Origin of the sequence: Pseudomonas sp. J380 (genome assembly GCF_009827115.1) — a bacterium.
GTDB lineage: Bacteria > Pseudomonadota > Gammaproteobacteria > Pseudomonadales > Pseudomonadaceae > Aquipseudomonas > Aquipseudomonas paracarnis.
Map to the genome: position 1 here is coordinate 1,153,933 of NZ_CP043060.1, position 20,514 is coordinate 1,174,446.

General features: G+C 59.8%; 14 protein-coding genes. 10 read left to right on the top strand and 4 right to left on the bottom strand.

All coding sequences use genetic code 11. The features are described 5' to 3' along the window. The first annotated feature begins 74 nt into the window (after positions 1-74). On the top strand, positions 75-1,715 hold the full coding sequence (locus FXO12_RS05340; protein ID WP_057977309.1) for an AMP-binding protein: 1,641 nt from the start codon (positions 75-77) through the stop codon (positions 1,713-1,715). Further along, positions 1,712-2,293: a TetR/AcrR family transcriptional regulator gene (locus FXO12_RS05345; RefSeq protein ID WP_034127369.1), complete on the top strand. Its 582-nt coding sequence runs from the start codon at positions 1,712-1,714 to the stop codon at positions 2,291-2,293. The genes FXO12_RS05340 and FXO12_RS05345 overlap by 4 nt, the downstream gene beginning before the upstream one ends. Before the next feature lie 99 nt (positions 2,294-2,392). Here FXO12_RS05345 and FXO12_RS05350 read toward each other — a convergent pair whose 3' ends face one another. Next, positions 2,393-3,670, bottom strand: coding sequence for a DUF2254 domain-containing protein (locus FXO12_RS05350; RefSeq protein ID WP_160049585.1), 1,278 nt, complete (start codon positions 3,668-3,670; stop codon positions 2,393-2,395). Between the two features lie 103 nt (positions 3,671-3,773). Between FXO12_RS05350 and FXO12_RS05355 the strand changes: the two genes are divergently transcribed. The 5 genes from FXO12_RS05355 to FXO12_RS05375 all read left to right on the top strand — a co-directional run bounded on the left by FXO12_RS05355 (position 3,774) and on the right by FXO12_RS05375 (position 11,479). Further along, complete coding sequence (locus tag FXO12_RS05355; protein ID WP_057977305.1) at positions 3,774-4,670, top strand: LysR substrate-binding domain-containing protein; 897 nt, start codon at positions 3,774-3,776, stop codon at positions 4,668-4,670. A 217-nt stretch (positions 4,671-4,887) separates the two neighbouring features. After that, positions 4,888-6,129 (top strand): multidrug efflux RND transporter periplasmic adaptor subunit MexE, encoded by a 1,242-nt coding sequence (mexE, locus tag FXO12_RS05360; protein ID WP_034135660.1) that lies wholly within the window; start codon positions 4,888-4,890, stop codon positions 6,127-6,129. Between the two features lie 15 nt (positions 6,130-6,144). Then, entirely contained in the window at positions 6,145-9,324 is a 3,180-nt protein-coding gene (locus tag FXO12_RS05365; protein WP_034127367.1) for an efflux RND transporter permease subunit, read from the top strand. Beyond that, positions 9,321-10,736 (top strand): efflux transporter outer membrane subunit, encoded by a 1,416-nt coding sequence (locus tag FXO12_RS05370; RefSeq protein WP_034127366.1) that lies wholly within the window; start codon positions 9,321-9,323, stop codon positions 10,734-10,736. The genes FXO12_RS05365 and FXO12_RS05370 overlap by 4 nt, the downstream gene beginning before the upstream one ends. A 218-nt stretch (positions 10,737-10,954) precedes the next feature. Continuing rightward, a complete protein-coding gene (locus tag FXO12_RS05375) occupies positions 10,955-11,479 on the top strand; it encodes a hypothetical protein (protein ID WP_057977303.1) in 525 nt (174 codons plus the stop codon). Between the two features lie 64 nt (positions 11,480-11,543). On the opposite strand, the gene FXO12_RS05380 is transcribed toward FXO12_RS05375, so the two are convergent. From FXO12_RS05380 to FXO12_RS05390, 3 genes are all read right to left on the bottom strand, one after another. Continuing rightward, the gene (locus tag FXO12_RS05380; RefSeq protein WP_125919876.1) at positions 11,544-11,927 is read right to left on the bottom strand and encodes a hypothetical protein; all 384 of its coding nucleotides are present in this window, start codon (positions 11,925-11,927) and stop codon (positions 11,544-11,546) included. A 322-nt stretch (positions 11,928-12,249) separates the two neighbouring features. After that, on the bottom strand, positions 12,250-15,651 hold the full coding sequence (locus FXO12_RS05385) for a hypothetical protein (protein ID WP_087716066.1): 3,402 nt from the start codon (positions 15,649-15,651) through the stop codon (positions 12,250-12,252). 303 nt (positions 15,652-15,954) lie between these two features. After that, positions 15,955-16,968, bottom strand: a complete 1,014-nt coding sequence (locus FXO12_RS05390) for an AraC family transcriptional regulator (RefSeq protein WP_057977299.1) — start codon at positions 16,966-16,968, stop codon at positions 15,955-15,957. 168 nt (positions 16,969-17,136) lie between these two features. On the opposite strand from FXO12_RS05390, the gene efeU reads away from it, so the two are divergent. The 3 genes from efeU to efeB are packed head-to-tail and all read left to right on the top strand — an operon-like array spanning position 17,137 to position 20,508. Continuing rightward, complete coding sequence (efeU, locus tag FXO12_RS05395; RefSeq protein WP_057977298.1) at positions 17,137-17,982, top strand: iron uptake transporter permease EfeU; 846 nt, start codon at positions 17,137-17,139, stop codon at positions 17,980-17,982. A 10-nt stretch (positions 17,983-17,992) separates the two neighbouring features. Beyond that, positions 17,993-19,195: an iron uptake system protein EfeO gene (efeO, locus tag FXO12_RS05400; protein WP_057977296.1), complete on the top strand. Its 1,203-nt coding sequence runs from the start codon at positions 17,993-17,995 to the stop codon at positions 19,193-19,195. A 14-nt stretch (positions 19,196-19,209) separates the two neighbouring features. Continuing rightward, the gene (gene efeB / locus FXO12_RS05405; protein ID WP_057977358.1) at positions 19,210-20,508 is read left to right on the top strand and encodes an iron uptake transporter deferrochelatase/peroxidase subunit; all 1,299 of its coding nucleotides are present in this window, start codon (positions 19,210-19,212) and stop codon (positions 20,506-20,508) included. Positions 20,509-20,514: the final 6 nt, after the last annotated feature.

Sequence of the window (20,514 nt, forward strand, 5' to 3'; positions counted from 1 at the left end):
TTGACCGAGGTAGAGGTGGCCGCGCAGCCCGCGTGGGCAAAGCACATATTCCAACAATAATAACCAGGTACGTTATGCGCGATTACGACTCAGCAGTCTCATCCTTCGATTATCTACAGCTGGCTGCCCGGGACTTGCACGGCGAACCCGGCGCCTTGAATGCCTGCATTGAATGCTGCGACCGGCATGCCCATGGCAATGGCGTGGCGTTGTATTGTGAAACGCGCGATGGCCACGCCACGCAGCACACCTTCAGCGAACTGCAGGCGCACGCGGCGCGCTTCGGCAACTTCCTGCGAGCCCATGGCGTGCAGCCGGGGGATCGGGTTGCCGGCCTGATGCCACGCACGGTTGAACTGGTGATTGCCATCTTGGGAACCTGGCGCATCGGGGCGGTCTACCAACCACTCTTTACCGCGTTCGGCCCCAAGGCCATTGAACAGCGACTGGACTGTTCCAACGCGCGCTGGATCGTGACCGACGCCCACAATCGTCCCAAGCTGGACGAGCTCTTCGACTGCCCCCACGTCATCGTGACCGACGCCACCTCACGGCGTCCCAGCGACTACGCGTTTTGGGATGTGCTGGAACATCAACAACCCGACTGCACACCTGAGCTGCTGGACGCCCGTGCGCCGTTCCTGCTGATGTGCACCTCGGGCACCACAGGGCCGGCCAAGCCGCTGGAGGTGCCTTTGAGCGCCATCCTTGCCTTCAAAAGTTATATGCGCGATTCAATCGACCTGCGCGAAGACGACCGTTTCTGGAACCTCGCCGACCCCGGCTGGGCCTATGGCTTGTATTACGCAGTGACCGGGCCACTGGCGTGCGGCCGGGCCACGCTGTTCCATGACGGCCCTTTCACCACGCAAAGCACCAGCCGGATTATCGCCAAGTACGGGATCAGCAACCTGGCCGGCTCGCCTACGGCCTTTCGCCTGCTGATTGACGCCGGGGCCGAGTTCGCCGACGCCGTACGTGGCCAACTGCGTGTCGTCAGCAGCGCCGGCGAACCGCTCAACCCACAAGTCATCCGTTGGTTCGCCGAACAGCTAGGCGTGGTCATTCACGATCATTACGGCCAAACCGAAATCGGCATGGTGCTGTGCAATCACCATGGGTTACGCCATCGGGTCCGCGAGGGTTCTGCCGGTTATGCGGTGCCGGGGTACCGGATTGTCGTGCTGGACGATGCGCACAGGGAGTTGCCGACAGGCCAGCCGGGCGTACTGGCGGTGGATCGCGAGCGCTCGCCCCTGTGCTGGTTCAATGGCTACCTTCACATGCCCACCAAGGCGTTTGTGGGCCGTTACTACTTGAGCGGCGATATCGTGGAGCTCAATGAAGACGCCAGTATCAGCTTTGTCGGCCGTAACGACGATGTGATCACCACGTCCGGCTACCGCGTGGGGCCTTTCGATGTGGAGAGCGCGCTCGTCGAACATCCGGCAGTCGTCGAAACCGCGGTGATCGGCAAGCCCGACCCGCAACGCACCGAACTGATCAAGGCGTTTGTCGTGCTCAATCGTGAGTACCTGCCCAGTGTCGAGTTGGCAGAAGTCTTGCGCCTGCATGTCCGACAGCGCCTGGCTGCGCATGCGTACCCACGGGAAATCGAGTTCGTCGAGCAACTGCCCAAGACCCCCAGTGGTAAGTTGCAGCGGTTCATTCTGCGCAACCAGGAAATTGCCAAGCAGCAGGCACTCGACACATGAGGACGGCTCTCGCGCTCAGCCGCTCGGAGTTTCAGCGCAGAGCCCTGGAGCTGTTCAAGGAGCGTAGTTTCAGCCAGGTCAGCATGCGCGAATTGGCAGCGCATGTTGGCATCAGCCCGGGAGCGATTTATCACCATGTAGAGAGCAAGGAAGCCATGTTGTATGAGTGGCTGATAGAGCTGTATCAGGCGCTCTTGTCGCACGTCGACCGGATCAACACCCGTAGATTGACGCCGGCACAACGTCTGACAACACTGATCGAAGGCCATCTTCAATTGCATGAACAGATGACCGGGCACTTCAAGTTAGCGGTCATGGACGCCAATTGCCTGGGCGCTCCGATGCAGGCGAGCGTTGAGCGATTGAGGCGAGCCTATGAGTCGCAACTCATGAAGGTGATCGGCCAGCAGGGCCATCAGCCCGGCGGGCCGTTGCGTGAGGGGGCGCTCACGGCGATTTTGCCCGTACTGAACAGCCTGCCCACATGGCTGAGCCCGACGATTGATAACTGTCAGCGTCGGCTTATTACAAAGACCATCGCCGATGCGGTCATAAAGGCCATTAATTCCCTACCTTGAGTGCCGCTGCCCAGCTCTGAAATGGCAACAGCAATGCAAAGCCAGGTATTTTGGGGATCCATATAGCCTCTAAACGGCCCTTGCAGGCCCAGTAGCCTCCTACACGCCTATCGCCTTGGCCAAGGCGCTTAGTCGCTCCTTCTCATGCTGCAGTGTCAGTGTTGCATGCGCGCGTGTGACGAGTTGGTCCGCCTGCCTAAGGCACGCCGTTTTGAACAGAACAGGGTTTATTTCGGCAAGGCTGATAAGGGCTTTCAACAGGCGAGCATCCACTTCGAACACACCTGCACCGTCTCTGCTGATCGGGGCGAAGAAATCCTCAAACAGATCATCGACGTTCAGCCCTCGAACAAATACCTGCTCACATTGCTGATCTGTCTGCCGGCCAGACCCGCCGGGCTTACCCCAGCATGTCAACGTTCTCACTCCCCGGCCAATCACATCAATAGCGGTACCTGGATCGTTGACGGCAGGTGACAACGCGCGCGAAGCGATTTCAGAGAGGACGCAGAGCCCGAAACGGGGATCGTGTTCGAATGTGCGACGGTTACCGATGGTCAGCGTAGACAGGATCTTTTCCCTGGTGGCCTGTGTGCCATCGTCTTGCCTGGTGCCCAGGCTGACCACGTGCAACAGTGGCATGCCTTCGTGTACGAAGGTACCCGGCACCACCTCCAGGTAAATATGCGTGCAGTCATGCTGCGCGATAGCGCCCAAGGCCAACACGTCGATATGCTGCACATAGCCCGTCTGCTCACTTTCGATGGTCATTGCGCCGGGGGCCAGAGCGTGATCGGTCGGGTAGGCTGCAGCGCCGAGGCAGGGCCATTGGGCGCGTTGGCTGATGGCCGCCCTGGCCGCTTTTTCGACGCGGTCGATGGTTTCTCCTACCCTGCCGAGCTTGGACAAATGGTCGATCCACCGCAGCAGGGTGTAGACCACCAGTACAACCACGGCGATGGTCACCGCGAACAGCAGCACGCGACCCTGCGCGCCGTAGGCGCCGGTGCTCAGGGCAATGATGCCTACCAGGCTGAAAAGAAATGAGCCAATAAACGTAGCGAGGGCGTTTTGCGTCGTAGTGTCTTCCATCACCAAAGTGGTGGCTCGCGGGGTCACACCACTACTTGCGGCACCGTACGCGGTGACCATCGTGCTCAAAGAAAAGGTCGTGACGGCCAGCATGCTGGACGCAATGATGCCCAGAATCTTGTCCACCGCATCTGCACCGATGCGCGTGGGCAGGGACTCGGGAACGAAGTCTTTGAACACAACGGCAAGCAGTGCCGTAGCGACCCCTAGAAGCGAGAACAAGGAGGCTCTGAACCACAATCGCTTGGTGAGACGATGGGTTGCCCAGCGCAAACGGTCGATCATGTGGTGCCCTCGGTGACTGCGTCGATTTGAACGGAGTGTACATGGCTGTCGATACTGGCTAAGTTGAATTAATCTTGGTCATCTCAAAAATGGAACACTGCCCATGTTCGACCTCAACGAACTCTTCCTCTACGCCAAGGTGGTCGAGTACGGCGGCTTTGCGGCGGCGGGCCGTGCGCTGAACCTGCCCAAATCGACCTTGAGCCGCAGAGTCAGCCAGCTTGAAGCCAGGCTGGGGGCGCGGCTGATACAGCGTTCGACGCGCCAGTTCCAGGTCACCGATATCGGCCAGGCCTATTACCGCCATTGCGTGGCGATGATTGCCGAAGCCGAGTCGGCCGAAGATGTGATTGCCTTCAACAAATCAGAGCCGCGGGGCGTGATCCGCTTGAGTTGCACCACTGCGCTGCTCAACTACTGGGTGGCGCCGATGCTCGCCCAATTCATGGCGCAATGCGCCAGCGTCGAACTGAACGTGAAAAGCTTCAACCGCAAGGTCGACATCATCAGCGAAGGCTATGACATGGCCTTGAACCTGTGTTTCCCGCCGCTGGAAAGCAGTGAGCTGGTCATGAAGGTACTGGCTAAAAGTCCTCAGGTACTGGTGGCGAGCGCGACTTTTTTGCAGGACGCTCCCCTGCCCTCGCTACCGGCTGACCTTGCCGGGCTGGCGACGATCCATTGGGGCAACCCGTTGCTTGCGTACCTGTGGGACCTGACCGGGCCGGACGGCGCGACGGCCCAGGTCGCGCACACGCCACGCCTGGTCAGCGATGATATGTCGACCCTGAAAAACGCAGCACTGGCGGGCGTGGGCATCGCCAACCTGCCGCAGGTAGTCGTGAAAGACGAACTGGCCGATGGCCGTTTGATTGCCGTATTGCCTGAATGGCAACCCGCTGAAGGCGTGATCACCGCCGTGTTCCCCTCCAGGCGTGGGCTGATGCCGTCGGTGCGGTCCTTGATCGACTTTCTGGGCGACGCGTTTGAGGCGCGGTGATGGTCCCACGGATTGCTGGGAAAGTTCCTTGCACCCTCAGCAACAGTCTTTTGTCATCAATCACATTGATAGCTCCCTAACAAAACCCCCATGCTAGAGGGCTGACTCCGCGCTTATATCATTCCGAATGATAGTTACCTTTGCTTCATTCGATTCGTGACCTAGCACCTCCCCGCGCATGATCCGCCCATCTCAAATACATTGGCGGATGCACCTCATGGAACAGTCACTCAAACATTTGCGCTTCCCTCTGGCGATATTGGCCGTGGTGGTGATGAGCGCGTGCGGCAAGTCCCCGGAACAAGCGGCCGCCATGCCTCCTGCCAAAGTCAGCGTGGCCAAGGTGCTGGAACAACCGGTCAACGAGTGGGACGAGTTCACCGGGCGCCTTGAAGCGCCGGAAACCGTGCAGATTCGTCCTCGGGTGTCCGGCCAGATTGACCAAGTCGCTTTTACTGAAGGCGCTTTGGTCAAGAAAGGCGACCTGTTGTTCCAGATCGACCCGCGCCCGTTCCAGGCCGAAGTACGCCGTCTGGAGGCCCAACTGGCTCAGACCAAAGCCGCCGCCACCCGCAGCGAAAACGAAGCACAACGCGGCGAACGCCTGCGCCAGAGCAATGCGATCTCCGCCGAGCTGGCCGACTCACGCACCACCGCCGCCCAGGAAGCCCGCGCCGCCATGGCCGGGATCCAGGCGCAGTTGGACCTGGCCAAGCTGAACCTGAGCTTCACCCGCGTGACCTCGCCCATCAGTGGCCGCGTCAGCCGTGCCGAAATCACCGCCGGCAATCTGGTGACCGCCGATACCACTGCGCTCACCAGCGTGGTCTCCACCGACAAGGTCTATGCCTACTTCGATGCCGATGAGCGCGTGTTCCTCAAGTACACCGAACTGGCCCGTGAAGGCCGGCGTGGCGCAACCACCCCTGTGTACCTGGGCCTGTCCAACGAAACCGGTAACCCGCACCTGGGCCAGATGAACTTCGTCGACAACCAGGTCAACCCGGCTACCGGCACCATCCGTGGCCGTGCGGTGTTCGACAACAGCAAGGGCGAATACACCCCTGGCCTGTATGCGCGCTTGAAACTGGTCGGCAGCGGCACCTATTCGGCGGTGTTGATCAACGACGAAGCCGTCGGCACTGACCTGGGCAAGAAATTCGTGCTGGTGATGGACGGCGACAAGCCGGCTTATCGCGCGGTGGAACTGGGGCCAAAAATCGAAGGCTTGCGCATCGTGCGCAGCGGCCTGACCAAGGACGACACCGTGATCGTCAAGGGCCTGCAGCGTGTACGCCCAGGCTCGCCGGTCGCACCGGAAACCATCCCGATGGCCAGCAAGGAAACCCTCGCCGCCTTGGCCCAACAACGACAAGCGCTTGAAGCCAGCAACCTGGAGCAAGTGGCGCCGGAAAAACCCGCGCCCAAGCTCGCAAGCGTCGCGACTCCACGCGGTTAAGGGATACGACTCAAGATGAATTTTTCCAAGTTCTTCATTTCACGGCCGATCTTCGCAGCGGTGCTGTCGCTGTTGATCCTGATCGCCGGCGCAATCTCGCTGTTCCAACTGCCGATCAGCGAATACCCGGAGGTGGTGCCGCCGACCGTGGTAGTGCGCGCCAACTTCCCGGGTGCCAACCCTAAAGTCATCGGTGAAACCGTGGCCGCGCCGTTGGAGCAAGCCATCACTGGTGTCGAGAACATGCTGTACATGTCCTCGCAGTCCACCGCCGACGGCAAGCTGACCCTGACCATCACCTTCGCCCTGGGCACCGACCTGGACAACGCGCAGGTGCAGGTGCAAAACCGTGTGACGCGCACCCAGCCCAAGCTGCCGGAGGAAGTGACGCGCATCGGTATTACCGTGGACAAGGCCTCCCCCGACCTGACCATGGTGGTGCACTTGACCTCCCCGGATCAGCGTTATGACATGTTGTACCTGTCCAACTACGCGATCCTCAATATCAAGGACGAACTGGCCCGCCTGGGCGGCGTCGGTGACGTGCAGTTGTTCGGCATGGGCGACTACTCCCTGCGCGTGTGGCTGGACCCGAACAAAACCGCTTCGCGCAACCTGACCGCCACCGATGTGGTCACGGCGATCCGCGAGCAGAACCGCCAGGTGGCAGCCGGTGCCCTGGGCGCCCAACCTGCGCCGAGTGACACCAGCTTCCAGTTGTCGGTCAACACCCAGGGCCGCCTGGTCACTGAGGAAGAGTTCGAGAACATTGTGATTCGTGCCGGCGCCAACGGTGAAATCACGCGCCTCAAGGACATCGCCAGGGTCGAACTGGGCTCCAGCCAATACGCGCTGCGCTCGTTGATCGATAACCAGCCGGCCGTTGCGATTCCGATTTTCCAGCGTCCCGGCTCCAATGCCATCGACATCTCCAACGATGTGCGCAGCAAGATGGCCGAGCTGAAAAAGAGCTTCCCGGCGGGCATGGATTATCGCATCGCCTATGACCCGACCATCTTTGTACGCGGCTCCATCGAAGCGGTGGTGCATACCCTGTTTGAAGCACTGATCCTCGTGGTGCTGGTGGTGATTCTGTTCCTGCAGACCTGGCGCGCCTCGATCATTCCATTGGTGGCGGTGCCGGTATCCTTGATCGGTACCTTTGCGGTGATGCACCTGTTCGGGTTCTCGCTCAACGCCCTGTCATTGTTCGGCCTGGTGCTGGCCATCGGTATCGTGGTGGACGACGCCATCGTGGTGGTGGAGAACGTCGAGCGTAATATCGAACTGGGCCTGGAGCCGTTCCCGGCGACCGAAAAAGCCATGAGCGAGGTTACCGGCCCGATCATCGCCACGGCGCTGGTGCTGTGTGCGGTGTTCATTCCAGCCGCCTTTATCAGTGGCTTGACCGGGCAGTTCTACAAGCAGTTCGCTTTGACCATCGCGATCTCAACCGTGATCTCGGCGTTCAACTCCCTGACCCTGTCCCCTGCCCTGGCCGCTGTGCTGCTGCGCGGTCACGACGCGCCGAAGGACCGTTTCTCCAAGTTCCTCGACAAGGTCTTCGGTGGCTGGCTGTTCCGTCCCTTCAACCGCTTTTTCGAAAAGGCCAGCCATGGCTATGTAGGCACCGTGCGCCGTGTGATTCGCGGCAGCGGTATTGCCTTGTTCGTCTACGCGGGTTTGATGGTGCTGACGTTCTTCGGCTTTGCCCACACGCCGACCGGTTTCGTACCGGCCCAGGACAAGCAATACCTGGTGGCCTTCGCCCAACTGCCCGACGCCGCGAGCCTGGACCGCACCGAAAACGTGATGAAGCGCATGTCGGAGATCGCCCTTAAACAACCCGGCGTGGAAGCCGCAATTGCCTTCCCGGGCCTGTCGATCAACGGGTTCACCAACAGCCCGAACAGCGGCATTGTGTTCGTGACCTTGAAGCCCTTTGATGAGCGCAAAGACCCGAGCATGTCTGCCGGTGCGATTGCCGGTGCACTGAACGGCCAATACGCCAATATCGAAGAAGCCTACATGGCGATCTTCCCGCCGCCGCCGGTACAAGGCCTGGGCACCATCGGCGGGTTCCGCCTGCAGATCGAAGACCGTGGCAACCTCGGCTATGACGAGCTGTACAAAGAAGTGCAGAACGTGATTGCCAAGAGCCACGGCGTGCCTGAACTGTTCGGCCTGTTCACCAGCTACACCGTAAACGTGCCGCAAGTCGACGCCGCCATCGACCGCGAAAAGGCCAAGACCCACGGCGTGGCGATCAGCGACATCTTCGACACGCTGCAGGTCTACCTGGGTTCGCTGTATGCCAACGACTTCAACCGCTTTGGGCGTACCTACCAGGTCAACGTGCAGGCCGAGCAACAGTTCCGTCAGGACTCCGACCAGATCGGCCAACTGAAAGTGCGTAACAACAAAGGCGAGATGATCCCGCTGGCGACCTTTATCAAGGTCAGCGACACCTCGGGCCCGGACCGCGTCATGCACTACAACGGCTTCATCACCGCAGAAATCAACGGCAACGCCGCGCCGGGCTACAGCTCCGGCCAGGCCCAGGCCGCGATTGAAAAACTGCTCAAAGATGAACTGCCCAACGGCATGACCTACGAGTGGACCGACCTGACCTATCAGCAAATCCTCTCGGGCAATACTGCGCTGTTCGTGTTCCCGCTCTGCGTACTGCTGGCGTTCCTGGTGCTCGCCGCCCAATACGAAAGCTGGAGCCTGCCGCTGGCGGTGATCCTGATCGTACCTATGACGCTGCTGTCGGCCATTACCGGGGTAATCATCTCGGGCGGCGACAACAACATCTTCACCCAGATCGGCCTGATCGTACTGGTGGGCCTGGCGTGCAAGAACGCGATTCTGATCGTCGAATTTGCCAAGGATAAACAGCAGGAAGGCCTCGATCCGCTCGCCGCGGTACTGGAAGCCTGCCGCCTGCGTCTGCGGCCGATCCTGATGACCTCGTTCGCGTTCATCATGGGTGTGGTGCCGTTGGTGCTCTCCAGCGGTGCCGGCGCCGAGATGCGCCATGCCATGGGCGTGGCGGTGTTCTCCGGGATGATCGGTGTGACCTTCTTCGGTCTGTTGCTGACACCAGTGTTCTACGTACTGATCCGTCGCTATGTCGAGCGCAGTGAAGCGCGCAAAGCGGCCAAGGCCTTGAAGCTGGAGACACAGCAATGAGTGTGAAAGTATTCCTGCCGAGCCTGTTGGTGCTGGCGCTCGCCGCCTGTGCCGTAGGCCCGGACTACAAGACCCAGCAACTGGAGGCGGCCAATATTACGGCCGCCGCCGACACCAAGAGCTACGACCACGCCAAATACGAAGGCATCTGGTGGCAGCAGTTCGACGACCCGACCCTCAACCAGCTGGTGACCCAGTCCCTGAGCGGCAACCGCGACCTGCGCGTGGCCTTCGCCCGTCTGCGGGCGGCACGGGCCATCCGTGATGATGCGGCCAACGACATCATGCCGGTGGTCACCTCCCGCGCCAGCAGCGATGTGGGCAAGGGCCAGATTCCCGGCCAGACCACCAAACGCGTCAACAGCGAGCGCTACGACCTGGGCCTGGACATGGCCTGGGAAGTGGATTTGTTCGGACGTATCCGCCGCAACCTGGAAGCCAGTGACGCCGACCAACAGGTGGCCGAAGCCGACCTGTACCAGCTGCAAGTCACCATGATTGCCGAGCTGGTGGATGCCTACGGCCAACTGCGCGGTGCGCAACTGCGCGAACGTATTGCCCTGGACAACCTGAAGAACCAGCAGGAGTCGCGTGCCATCACCGTCAGCCTGCGTGATGCTGGCGTCGGTGATCAGCTCGACGTGGAACGTGCCGATGCGCGCCTGGCAGCGGTGGAAGCCAGCGTGCCGCAACTGCAGGCCGAACAAGTGCGCGAACGCAACCGCATCGCCACCCTCCTCGGCCAGCGCCCCGACAAGCTGAGCGTGGACCTGAGCCCGAAAGACCTGCCAGCGATTGCCAAGGCGTTGCCGATTGGCGACCCAGGGCAACTGCTGCAACGGCGCCCGGACATCCTCAGCGCCGAACGCAAACTGGCCGCCGCCACCGCACGTATCGGCGTGGCCAAGGCCGACCTGTTCCCACGGGTGAGCCTCAGCGGTTTCCTCGGCTTCACCGCCGGGCGCGGTTCGCAGATCGGCTCGGCCGCCGCGAATGCCTGGTCTCTAGGGCCGAGCATCACTTGGGCCGCGTTTGACCTGGGCAGCGTACGCGCGCGTTTGCGTGGCGCGAATGCCGAAGCCGATGGCGCGCTGGCCACCTATGAACAGCAAGTGTTGCTGGCATTGGAAGAGTCTGAAAACGCCTTCAGCGACTACGGCAAGCGCCAGCAACGTTTGGTCTCGCTGATCCGCCAAAGCGAATCCAGCCGCGCCGCCGCCGACCTTGCGGCGATCCGCTACCGCGAAGGCACCGTGGACTTCCTGGTCCTGCTCGACGCCCAGCGCGAACGCCTGGCCGCCGAAGACGCCCAGGCCCAGGCCGAAGTCGACCTGTATCGCGGCATCGTTGCAATCTACAAGGCCCTTGGGGGTGGTTGGCAGCCGGATACAGTGGTGGCTAGCAGCAAGTAATGTAAAGAGCTCCTTTGGTTGGTCGCATCCAGCCAATTTTTAGCCCTGCGGTCCATTCGGTCGCGGGGCTTTTTTTTAGCCTGGCATTAGCGGATCAATCAATTTGGCCTACGTGTAATACTTATCTGAAAGAAGTTTCCCAAATATTCAAACAGGTTAAATATCTGTCGCAAGGGGTCGATAGCAGGGTGAACCTTTCATCCTATAAGGAGACGAGCATGGATATGAGAGTGGTAATGCCCAATGCGCTTTCTAAGCAGGCAGATGCTTTTGTCATCAAAAACCCAGAGAAAACGACGAACACGTTTACTTTTACTGAAGAGTCCAAAGCCGTTGATGAACTGCGAGTGTGGCAGCAAACGCATCTTGCTGACCTGAAGCAGTTTTTAAAGAGCTATGACCTGACATCTATCAGCACTGACGAGCTAAAAGTAGTCGGAAGGCGGTTGTACGAGAGCAATATCATTGATGCAAATGCTTTCGGCATATTCACATTTGGAGATGGTGCATTTGATGCCAACGGAAAACAAACAAACACACAGGTAAAATTCAACGCAATCGCCCTATTCAACGAAAAGCTGGATGATTACCTTGACTTTGTTAAAAGCAACCCAAGCGTGGGGCGCTCGCAAGGCATTCCTGAATACATAAAAGGGATGGTGGATGCTAATCGCGCTATTAATGCGTTGGCGTACTTCTCGAACTCTTCGAAAAATGATCTGTCAGTCGAAGAGCATGCTTGATCCCGACGCAGAAACCCAAATCGAAGTGTGCCAGAACCTCTGGCACACCCTATTTATCTATGGGTCAGCGGCCGTATCTAACGGTACCCGAATAGGACTTTGATTCCCCATCCGGGTTGTGAAGCCTCACTCGATAGGTACCTAAGGTTCCTACCCAGGAAGTATTGGCTGAAAGCGCGTTACCGGCGACGGCTTTCCAGGAACTGCCGACCTCTTGATCAATATAAATCTGAGGACTTCTCCCTGCACCGCCAGCGGAAACCATGGCATTTATATTTGCGCCGGAGCAACCGTTCGCACCAGTTATCGTGAAGGGACCATGGGCGACACTATCACCTCCAGGCCCGATTATCCCGGTGAAGCTCTCTGAAATATTCAAGCAAAGCGCAGACACCTGAACAGACACCACCATCAACGCACTAAAGGGTAACGCAATTAAACGCTTCATAAGTTCACCATCACATTATGGATTGAAAACTTAACGCATGAAGGTCATCACACCACGTGCTCATTCAGCTATAGCAACGCCCTAACAGTTAAGTACTGTGACCCCTCTACCCAAAAGCCTCTGTAGCGGCCGCGTAGGATCACCATTAAAACTGTGCACGATTTTTTGCTTCGGATATGCCAGCCACTTCCTAAAAACAATAAGGCAGGGTCTGTCATACTCAAGCGAAGGGCGCTGTCAGTTATTTCCTGATCCCGCCTGTAACGCCACTTTCAAGCAAGTCAGGTGCCGTCCTGGCGGCCCATTCTAAAAAGAACCTTTTTTAAAATACCAAGTGCTCTTGCACATAGGCCTTGAACGCCTGGTCACGTGCCGGCTGATGCGTGAGCGGGCGCTCGGGAAGCACTGTACCGGGAGGCTGCTGCATTAATCGGTAAACTCCGATCAGCTTCCTGGAGCCCTGGTCCATCGCGTAGATCAACCCTGGCGCGGGGGCGCGCGCAGAGCGTTTGCTGACGATTCTTATGGGTACCTGATCGGTGATCGGTAATTCCCCAAAAGCCGCCTGCGCGGCTTCAATTATCGCGCGGTTCTGCTTGAACAAGTTGGGGTCTGTCTTGAGCTGAGACAGCAGGGCAACACTGGTCATCGTGGACTCCGCGTTGAGATTGCCGGCGCGGGAGCCATACATGTTGACGCCCGTCTTGCCCACAAGGACTGGTGCATCTTCACCTGGCAGGACCAACACTGCAGGGTCGGTATGCCCGTTGGCCAGGTTGAGCAAACCTGCCGCATTTTCTTCATCTGTTCTCAACCGCGTGAGGTAGGCGAGATCAAGCGTACCTCGGCTCACAGGGCCTGGCAGGTGGTCCAATTCATGAATCAACGCGTTGCTCATAGCGCCTTCGTGGGAGCCGAAATGCTGGTAATAGCGCTTGGCACCATCGATGTTGACCTCCATGAATTTCCCCGTCTTATCGACCTTGAAATCTTCCGGGATGACCTGCGCCACCCATCGTTGGTCCCGGGAGCGCATGAACTTTATGTTTCTGGTGGTCAGCGCTTGAGCGTTGGTCTTGAGCCGTGTAAGGCGAGAGGTCATCAGTTTTCGTGCGTGATCAGGTCTAATGCCCTGGAAGCTCTTGAGCACAAAGTCCACGTCTTCAGTCAGCGCAGGGTCTGCTAGCGCTTTAAGTGCATCGTCCACCTTGGACACCATCAGCGGCTGCGAACGCTCGATGAGTTCCTTGACCTCCGCGCGTGTGGCTCTCGGCCCTGGCTTGACCTTGCCTTCGTTCGGTTGCGTCTCCACCGGGCGCTCTTCCTGCGGCTTTTCTGTGCTTTTTAGCGAGTCGCGGCGCATTTGCCGAACGCGCCCGACCCGTTGTTCTTCGAGTTGCGCTTTCCAAGCGGCGCGCACCACGCTCTGGGACTTCTCTCCAAGCCGATACAGGCGGCTTCCTACCCACTTGGCGGCTTTGAGCAGAGGTTCAGAGAGGCCGGCGAATGGATTGAGCAAACCGTTGGTGACTGTCCCCACCGCCCGGGTAGCCGCCGCCAGCCTGGAAAAGCCGGTTTGCGCCTTATCGAACGCTGCAGCCCCCTCCGCTGCACCTCCTGCGACGACAGTAATGGCTACCGCAACGTCGGTGGCGCACCCTGTCAACGCTCTCAGATCTTTTTTGACGTGCCCGGAGACAATGTCGTCGTAGCAAGCCTTGAAGGGAATCAATGTATTTACAAGTGTTTTACTGACCCGTTTGACCCGATCCTGGAAACGCTCCGAGGCCGTTTGCCCCATTGCGGTAGTGAGGAGTTGTTCGGGATCCAGCACCAGATTGCGTTGGGCTACGTAGTCAGCAATCGCATTGGCCCGCTCCGAAAAAAAACCAAGCGGTGCCAGCGTTTGTGAAGATGTCGCCGCCGGCAGTGTTTCGCGCAATGCCCTGATCTGCACCTCGGATGCCCCCGCCCGTGGACCGTCCACGTGGGACTTCATACGGGTCACCCACAACCGCGGGACTATTGCCTCGCCTTTGTCCAACATCGCCTTGAAGTCGTGCCGTTCGACATAGGTCCCGCTCATGGGAAAAAACTCATAACACTTGGCATCTTTGCCCTGCCCGACGCCGATCAGGAAGCCATAGCGCCCCCTCACCGCCTGGAGTTGCTCATCGGCATCTGTTATGGAAGTACCTGCGCCATTAATGGACTCGGCCTCGACTCGATAAAAGGTCAGTTCCTGAGTGGCCAGTGCCTGCCGGTCCGCGTAGGGCATTTTGCTGAGAATGTCTTTCAGGCCCGTGGAGACGGCCTTTTGAAAACGCTCGGTATCACCCTTGACAGCCTCGGCAAGGGACTGCCCGGAATGTTTCAACCTCGTGAAGTGCACCCGCAGGGAAGCCAGCCTGGGGTCATATTCATCTTTGAACAACGTGGCGCCAGTCATATCCACAAGCTTGGTCGAGGCAAATTCACCGTACTTGAGATTGCCGCTCATGTGCAGGTCAACCAGGCTTTCCTTAAAGCCGAGACTGCGCTGCAACCAGGGTAACCCGGGCACCATATTAGACAGCAACTGGGGAAACCGGTACGCCACGGTATGCATCGGTTCGTTCAGATCGTGCCCCGGAAGCACGCGTTCGAGGTCAGCCTGCGCTCGCGCTCGCCGGTCTTTTATCGGGGTGCTCAGTGTTATAAGCGCCTGATGAGAGCTCTCGATATAGTCGTTGTATTTTGTCGCCGCGACTTGCAGGTCTTGGGCGGTGTACTGATCGTCCGCTCGCCGAGCAATGACCCCGTGCATCGTTGCCCAATCAAGCAGCGGTTCTGTTTCGATGGCATGAAACAACACCACTTGCTCCGGCGTCAGGGCCTGGAGGATGGCGCGCTCCAGCACCTGATCATAGGTGAGGGTGCGGCTGGAGCCCTCTGCTGACTCCTCCAGCAACGCGACAGTTTTCCTGAGTACCACCCAGGCAGGAGAGCCGATGCGCAACGTATCCGGCGTGTCTGGCAGCACAAACTCTGGAGCGACACTGGCCAGCATGATATGCACAGTGGCATCCACCGCCTCGGGCCGCACGCGCCCATTGCGCACCAGATGCGCCTTCAAGTCGCCCTTGACTTCTGCCAGGGTACGCCCGGCGTTAGCCGGTGAGTACAGGTCATAACCTGCGATATGGTTTCTACGCTGCCCCAGCTCGGGGTCAATGCTCAACATCAGGGCAGTCAGCAGCAGTTGGTTGCGCTGGTCGTTTGAAAACCCGGCAGGATCACGCCCAATCGCAGCCAGCAATGTGTTCTGCCGATAGCGATTGAGCGGTGCATGGCTACTCAGATGCCGAGTGATCTGATCATCCAGGTTTTGCGTGGTCACGTTCATGCTGGTGAGGATGCCGTCGCCGACATAGGTTCTTAACGCCTCGACCAAGCGTTGGCGTTCGTCAAGGCTCAGGCTTGGGTGGCCTGGCTCGGGTGCCTGCGCAGATGCCCAGGTGTAGTTGCCCAAGGCAGGGCTCGATGGTAGCCCAAGACGCTGCCAATTGATCAGGTTACCCACCTGCGCGGCCGTTCGCGGCAGGTTTTCACCACTCAGCCCTGGAAAACGTTGTTGCAGAAACGCCAGCGCGGTGGTGTCTTTGTCGACGGCGCCAGGACGGGGTGCCAGGTTAAACCGCAGGTTCGCCAGGTCGACGAAGGCATAGTCAGCCTTATCGAGCACACTGCGCTCCAACACGGTCAACCAGGCTTGCCGGTCAATCGCGTCCGCCTCGGCTTGAGTGAATCTGTGTTGCGCGGGATCCGACCCGGCAACCCACGATGACGAGACCTCAGGGGGGGTAACAAAAGGTGGGGGACCGAAACGCGCTGAAGAGAGAAGAGGTATTGCTGCAGGAACTTTTGATAACACGTCCATGACCCAGCGTTCAATAAGGGTTTCCAGACTGAGAGAAGGTCTGCGCTGGCTCCATAGGAAAAAGACGAGGCGCAAGCCAGACCTTTCGCTACGCTAATTGCCGCCGATTCAACTCGCGTCGCGCAGAATCAGGCTGCGCAAGTGCCCCGGATTGGACCCGGACCACTTGCGGAACGCCTTGTAGAACGAACTGGTATCGGCAAACCCCAACCGCGACGCAATCTCGGCAAAACTGATCTGCGGTTCAGCCAGCCACACAATCGCCAGCTCCTTGCGTACACCGTCTTTGAGGCCCTGATAAGTCTGCCCCTCCTCTGCCAGGCGGCGGCGCAGTGTGGAAGCGGAAATGCACAAGCTGGCCGCAAGGCCCTCGGTTTCAGGCCAGGTATGGGGCGGCATCTGGCGCAGGTCGTGCTTGATACGGGTGGCGAGGCTTTCGGGATCGCGGTATTTGACCAGGATGTTGGCCGGCGCACGGGCAAGGAAGCGCTTGAGTTCTTCCGGACTGCGCTTGATCGGCAGGTCGAGACAATCGGCTGAAAAAATCATGCGTGTGCGTGGTCGGTCAAAGCGCAGGTTGTCAGAAAACATCACCCGGTAATCGTCACAGAAGTCCGGCTGCGCGCAACGCAGTTCAATGGCGAGGATCGGGATGCGCCGCCCCGCCAGCCAGCAGGCGACGCCGTGGACGATCATCCAATAGGTGAAATAGGTAAAAGCGCGTTTTGGCTCATCAGGTTCCAGCAGGACGATCTCCGCCAGACTCTGTTGGCGAACCAGTTGGGCCGGCAGATGCTCAAGCATCAACGAGAGAAACCCCAAGCCGGTTTCCAGGCCGGCCGCCAGGCTGGGTTGCGCCATGGAGGCGCGACACAGGAACGCCAGGCTACCGGACTTGAGTGTGCGTGGGTCCATGCCAAAAAACTCATCGTCCCTGCGCCGCGCCAGCAAGCGCCACAGACGTGCATAGGCCGTGGCCGCCACGCGAGCGTCGGGCCGCTCAAGCAACGCCGGGTCAATCCCGACTTTGCTCAATGCCTCAACGGTGGCCGCTCCCGGCGCGCAACTGTGCAACAGCGCTTCGCGCACAAGGTGGATGGAGATAGTGTCTTTTTCCGACATGGGGCGTTGAACTGTCCGGCTGCAGTCTGGGTGGTCTGCATCATAAAGGCGGTTGCGCTTCGCCACCACCGTTCAGCCCACGTTCAGCAAAGGTCAATATTTCTTGTTTAGCAATGAGTATCATTATGTTACAACTTAGCTCCCTAACTAGTTGTGCCCGGGTGCCCGATGCTCGTTCCTTTTTTAATCATGCTGCGCGAAGGCATTGAAGCGGCATTAATCGTTGGCATTATCGCCAGTTACCTGCAACAGACCGGGCGTGGCCAGTGGATGCCTGCAGTGTGGATCGGCGTGTTACTGGCGGCAGCGCTGGCGCTGCTGGTGGGCGGCGGCCTGGAGTTGGTCAGTGCGGAATTCCCGCAAAAGCAGCAGGAATTGTTTGAAGGTGTCGTCGGTCTGGTGGCCGTGGGCATCCTCAGTTCCATGGTGTTCTGGATGCGCAAAGTGGCGCGCTCGATTAAACACTCGCTGCATGAATCCCTCGATCATGCGCTGGCCGGCTCCAGGCATCAGGTGTTCGCCTTGATCGCCATGGTGTTCTTCGCCGTGGCCCGCGAAGGGCTGGAGACGGTGTTCTTCCTGTTGGCCGTGTTCCAGCAAAGCGAAGGTCCGGGCGCTCCGGTGGGCGCCCTGCTTGGCCTGGCGCTGGCCATTGTTGTGGGTTTACTGATTTATTCCGGCAGCATGCGCCTGAACCTCAGTGCGTTTTTCCGCTGGACCGGCCTGTTCATCCTGGTGGTCGCGGCCGGCATTCTCGCCAATTCGGTGCAAGCCCTGCATGAAGCCGGCGTGTGGAATCACTGGCAGACCGTGCTATTCGACTTCAGCGCTGCGTTGCCCATGGACAGCCCGCTCGGTTCGGTACTGGCCGGTATGTTCGGTTACCAGGAGGCGCCGACCGTGAGCACCCTGGGCGCCTATCTGATTTACCTGGTGGTGGCCCTGGTGATGTTCTTCCTGCCCGCGGCCCCTACCCAGCCCGTTGCCAATACCTCTTCAGTTTCCAGCCAGTAAGGACCGTCTCTTGTCCAACCCAACCCCTCAATCGGCCCCGCCGTCCCGCGCCCTGCGCTGGGGCGTGGCCGGCTCGGTGGTGGTGATGATCGCCGCCGGAGGCCTGTTCTACTACGCCTCGCAATTGGCCGCCGGCAAGCGCCAGACCAACCACAATGAAATCGCGGTGACCATCCACGGCCACGCCTGCGAACCCAACGCCCTGACGGTACCAGCAGGACATGCCAGCTTTCGCATCATCAACCGCTCCGACCGTGCGGTGGAGTGGGAAATCCTCGACGGCGTGCTGGTGGTCGAAGAGCGGGAAAACATCGCCCCAGGCCTGAGCCAAGTGATCAACGCCAACCTGCTGCCCGGCGACTACGCCATTACCTGTGGCCTGCTGAGCAACCCTCGCGGCACCTTGCATGTCACGCCCACGGCAGAGTCTGACGCCCAGGCCAAGGCCAAGCCGTCGATGGTGGCCTTTATCGGCCCGTTGTCGGAGTTTCGCGTGTACCTGAGCAGCCAAGGCGGTGCGCTGGTCAAGGCCGTAACGGTCCTGCAACAGGCCATCGCCGCCGGCGACCTGGCCCAGGCCCAGGCGCTGTATGTACCGGCGCGCGAGGCGTATCAGCGCCTGGCGCCGGCGTCTCAGCGTCTGGCCGAATTGGATAACGCGATCAATGCCCGCGCAGATTATTTTGAACAGCGCGAGCAGGACCCTGCCTTCAGCGGCTTCCACCGCCTCGAATACAGCCTGTTCCAGCAACACAGCCTTGATGGCCTCGCGCCGGTCGCCCAACGCCTGGTTACCGACGTCACCACGCTCAAGCAGCAATTACTGGCCCAGTCCCTGCCCCCGGAGCAACTGGTGAGCATCGTGGTCCGCAACCTCAACAGCCTGGCGGACGTGCGGGCGGCGAGCGGTGAAGAGGAACGCTACAGCCACATCGACTTGAACGGCTTTGCCGCCAATCTGCAGGTCGCGCGCAAGGTGGTCGACCTGATGCGCCCGTTGCTGGTCAAGTCCGCCGCCGACCTGTTGCCCGCTATCGACAGCGCGCTCAACGCCTTCGACAGCGAACTCGACGGGCTCAAGGTGAATGACCGCTACCCCAGCTACGACAAGGTTACAGCCGATCAGCGCAAGCAGATCGGCGACAAGGCCAAGGCACTGGCCGTTGCACTCGATGGAATCGACCCCGCCCTTGGCCTTTCCGGCCTGCAGTGAAGACGACCGCATACATGAGTGATACAGAACAGTTTGACCTCCAACGTCGCCGCGTCCTGTTGGGCATGGCGGCCACCGGCGCTGCGATTGCCGGCAGCAGCCTGACCTGCCCGGCGATGGCGGCTGAGCAAGTCACCACCGCACCACGCAGTGACAAGACCCAGGACCACCAGGCGTTTTTCGGCAAGCACCAAAGCGGCATCGTCACCCCGCGCCCGGCCTGCGGCATGGTCGTGGCGTTCGATGTACTGGCCAGCGACCGCCAAGACCTGGAACGTCTGTTCCGCACCCTCAACGAGCGCATCGCATTTCTGATGACCGGCGGCACCGTGCCCCAGGTCGACCCGAAATTGCCGCCCACCGATTCCGGCATCCTTGGCCCTGTGGTCACACCGGATAACCTGACCATTACAGTATCGGTCGGTGAGTCGTTGTTCGACGAACGCTTCGGCCTTGCCGCCGCCAAGCCCAAGCGCCTGAGTCGCATGGTCGGCTTTCCCAACGATGCACTGGAACCGGCGCAGTGTCACGGCGACCTGAGCCTGCAGTTCAGCTCCAACACGCCGGACACCAATATCCACGCGCTGCGTGACATCGTCAAAAACCTGCCCGACCTGCTGCTGGTGCGCTGGAAGCAAGAAGGCAGCGTGCCGCCCCAGGCACCGGCCAAGCCCGGCGAACCGGCACAGAGTGCGCGCAACTTCCTGGGCTTTCGCGATGGCTCGGCCAACCCCAACTCCAACGATGACAAGGCCATGGACCAGATCGTCTGGGTACAGCCCACCAGCGACGAGCCGGCCTGGGCCGCCCATGGCAGTTACCAGGCCGTGCGCATCATCCGTAACTTTGTCGAGCGCTGGGATCGCACCCCGCTGCAAGAACAGGAAAGCATCATCGGCCGTATCAAACCCACGGGCGCGCCCATGGACGGCCAGCACGAAACCCAGGTCCCGGACTACCGCAAGGACCCGCAAGGCAAGTTGACCAAGCTTGATGCTCACATCCGCCTGGCCAACCCGCGCACCCCGCAGACCCAGGCCAACCTGATCCTGCGGCGGCCGTTCAACTACTCCAACGGCGTCAACAAAAACGGTCAACTGGACATGGGCTTGTTGTTCATCTGCTACCAGGCTGACCTGGAGAAAGGCTTTATCAGCGTGCAAACCCGGCTCAACGGCGAACCGCTGGAGGAGTACCTCAAGCCAGTGGGTGGCGGGTATTTCTTTACCTTGCCGGGTGTCACCGGGCCCAAGGATTTCATCGGACGCACGCTGCTCGCCGCAACGCACCCTCACCCCCCTGCCAAGACCTAAAACACC

Bases quoted from the DNA above. Each gene is read 5' to 3' on its own strand.
- FXO12_RS05340 (WP_057977309.1), top strand. From the start codon at position 75: ATGCGCGATTACGACTCAGCAGTCTCATCCTTCGATTATCTACAGCTG.
- FXO12_RS05345 (WP_034127369.1), top strand. From the start codon at position 1,712: ATGAGGACGGCTCTCGCGCTCAGCCGCTCGGAGTTTCAGCGCAGAGCC.
- FXO12_RS05350 (WP_160049585.1), bottom strand. From the start codon at position 3,670: ATGATCGACCGTTTGCGCTGGGCAACCCATCGTCTCACCAAGCGATTG.
- FXO12_RS05355 (WP_057977305.1), top strand. From the start codon at position 3,774: ATGTTCGACCTCAACGAACTCTTCCTCTACGCCAAGGTGGTCGAGTAC.
- mexE (WP_034135660.1), top strand. From the start codon at position 4,888: ATGGAACAGTCACTCAAACATTTGCGCTTCCCTCTGGCGATATTGGCC.
- FXO12_RS05365 (WP_034127367.1), top strand. From the start codon at position 6,145: ATGAATTTTTCCAAGTTCTTCATTTCACGGCCGATCTTCGCAGCGGTG.
- FXO12_RS05370 (WP_034127366.1), top strand. From the start codon at position 9,321: ATGAGTGTGAAAGTATTCCTGCCGAGCCTGTTGGTGCTGGCGCTCGCC.
- FXO12_RS05375 (WP_057977303.1), top strand. From the start codon at position 10,955: ATGGATATGAGAGTGGTAATGCCCAATGCGCTTTCTAAGCAGGCAGAT.
- FXO12_RS05380 (WP_125919876.1), bottom strand. From the start codon at position 11,927: ATGAAGCGTTTAATTGCGTTACCCTTTAGTGCGTTGATGGTGGTGTCT.
- FXO12_RS05390 (WP_057977299.1), bottom strand. From the start codon at position 16,968: ATGTCGGAAAAAGACACTATCTCCATCCACCTTGTGCGCGAAGCGCTG.
- efeU (WP_057977298.1), top strand. From the start codon at position 17,137: ATGCTCGTTCCTTTTTTAATCATGCTGCGCGAAGGCATTGAAGCGGCA.
- efeB (WP_057977358.1), top strand. From the start codon at position 19,210: ATGAGTGATACAGAACAGTTTGACCTCCAACGTCGCCGCGTCCTGTTG.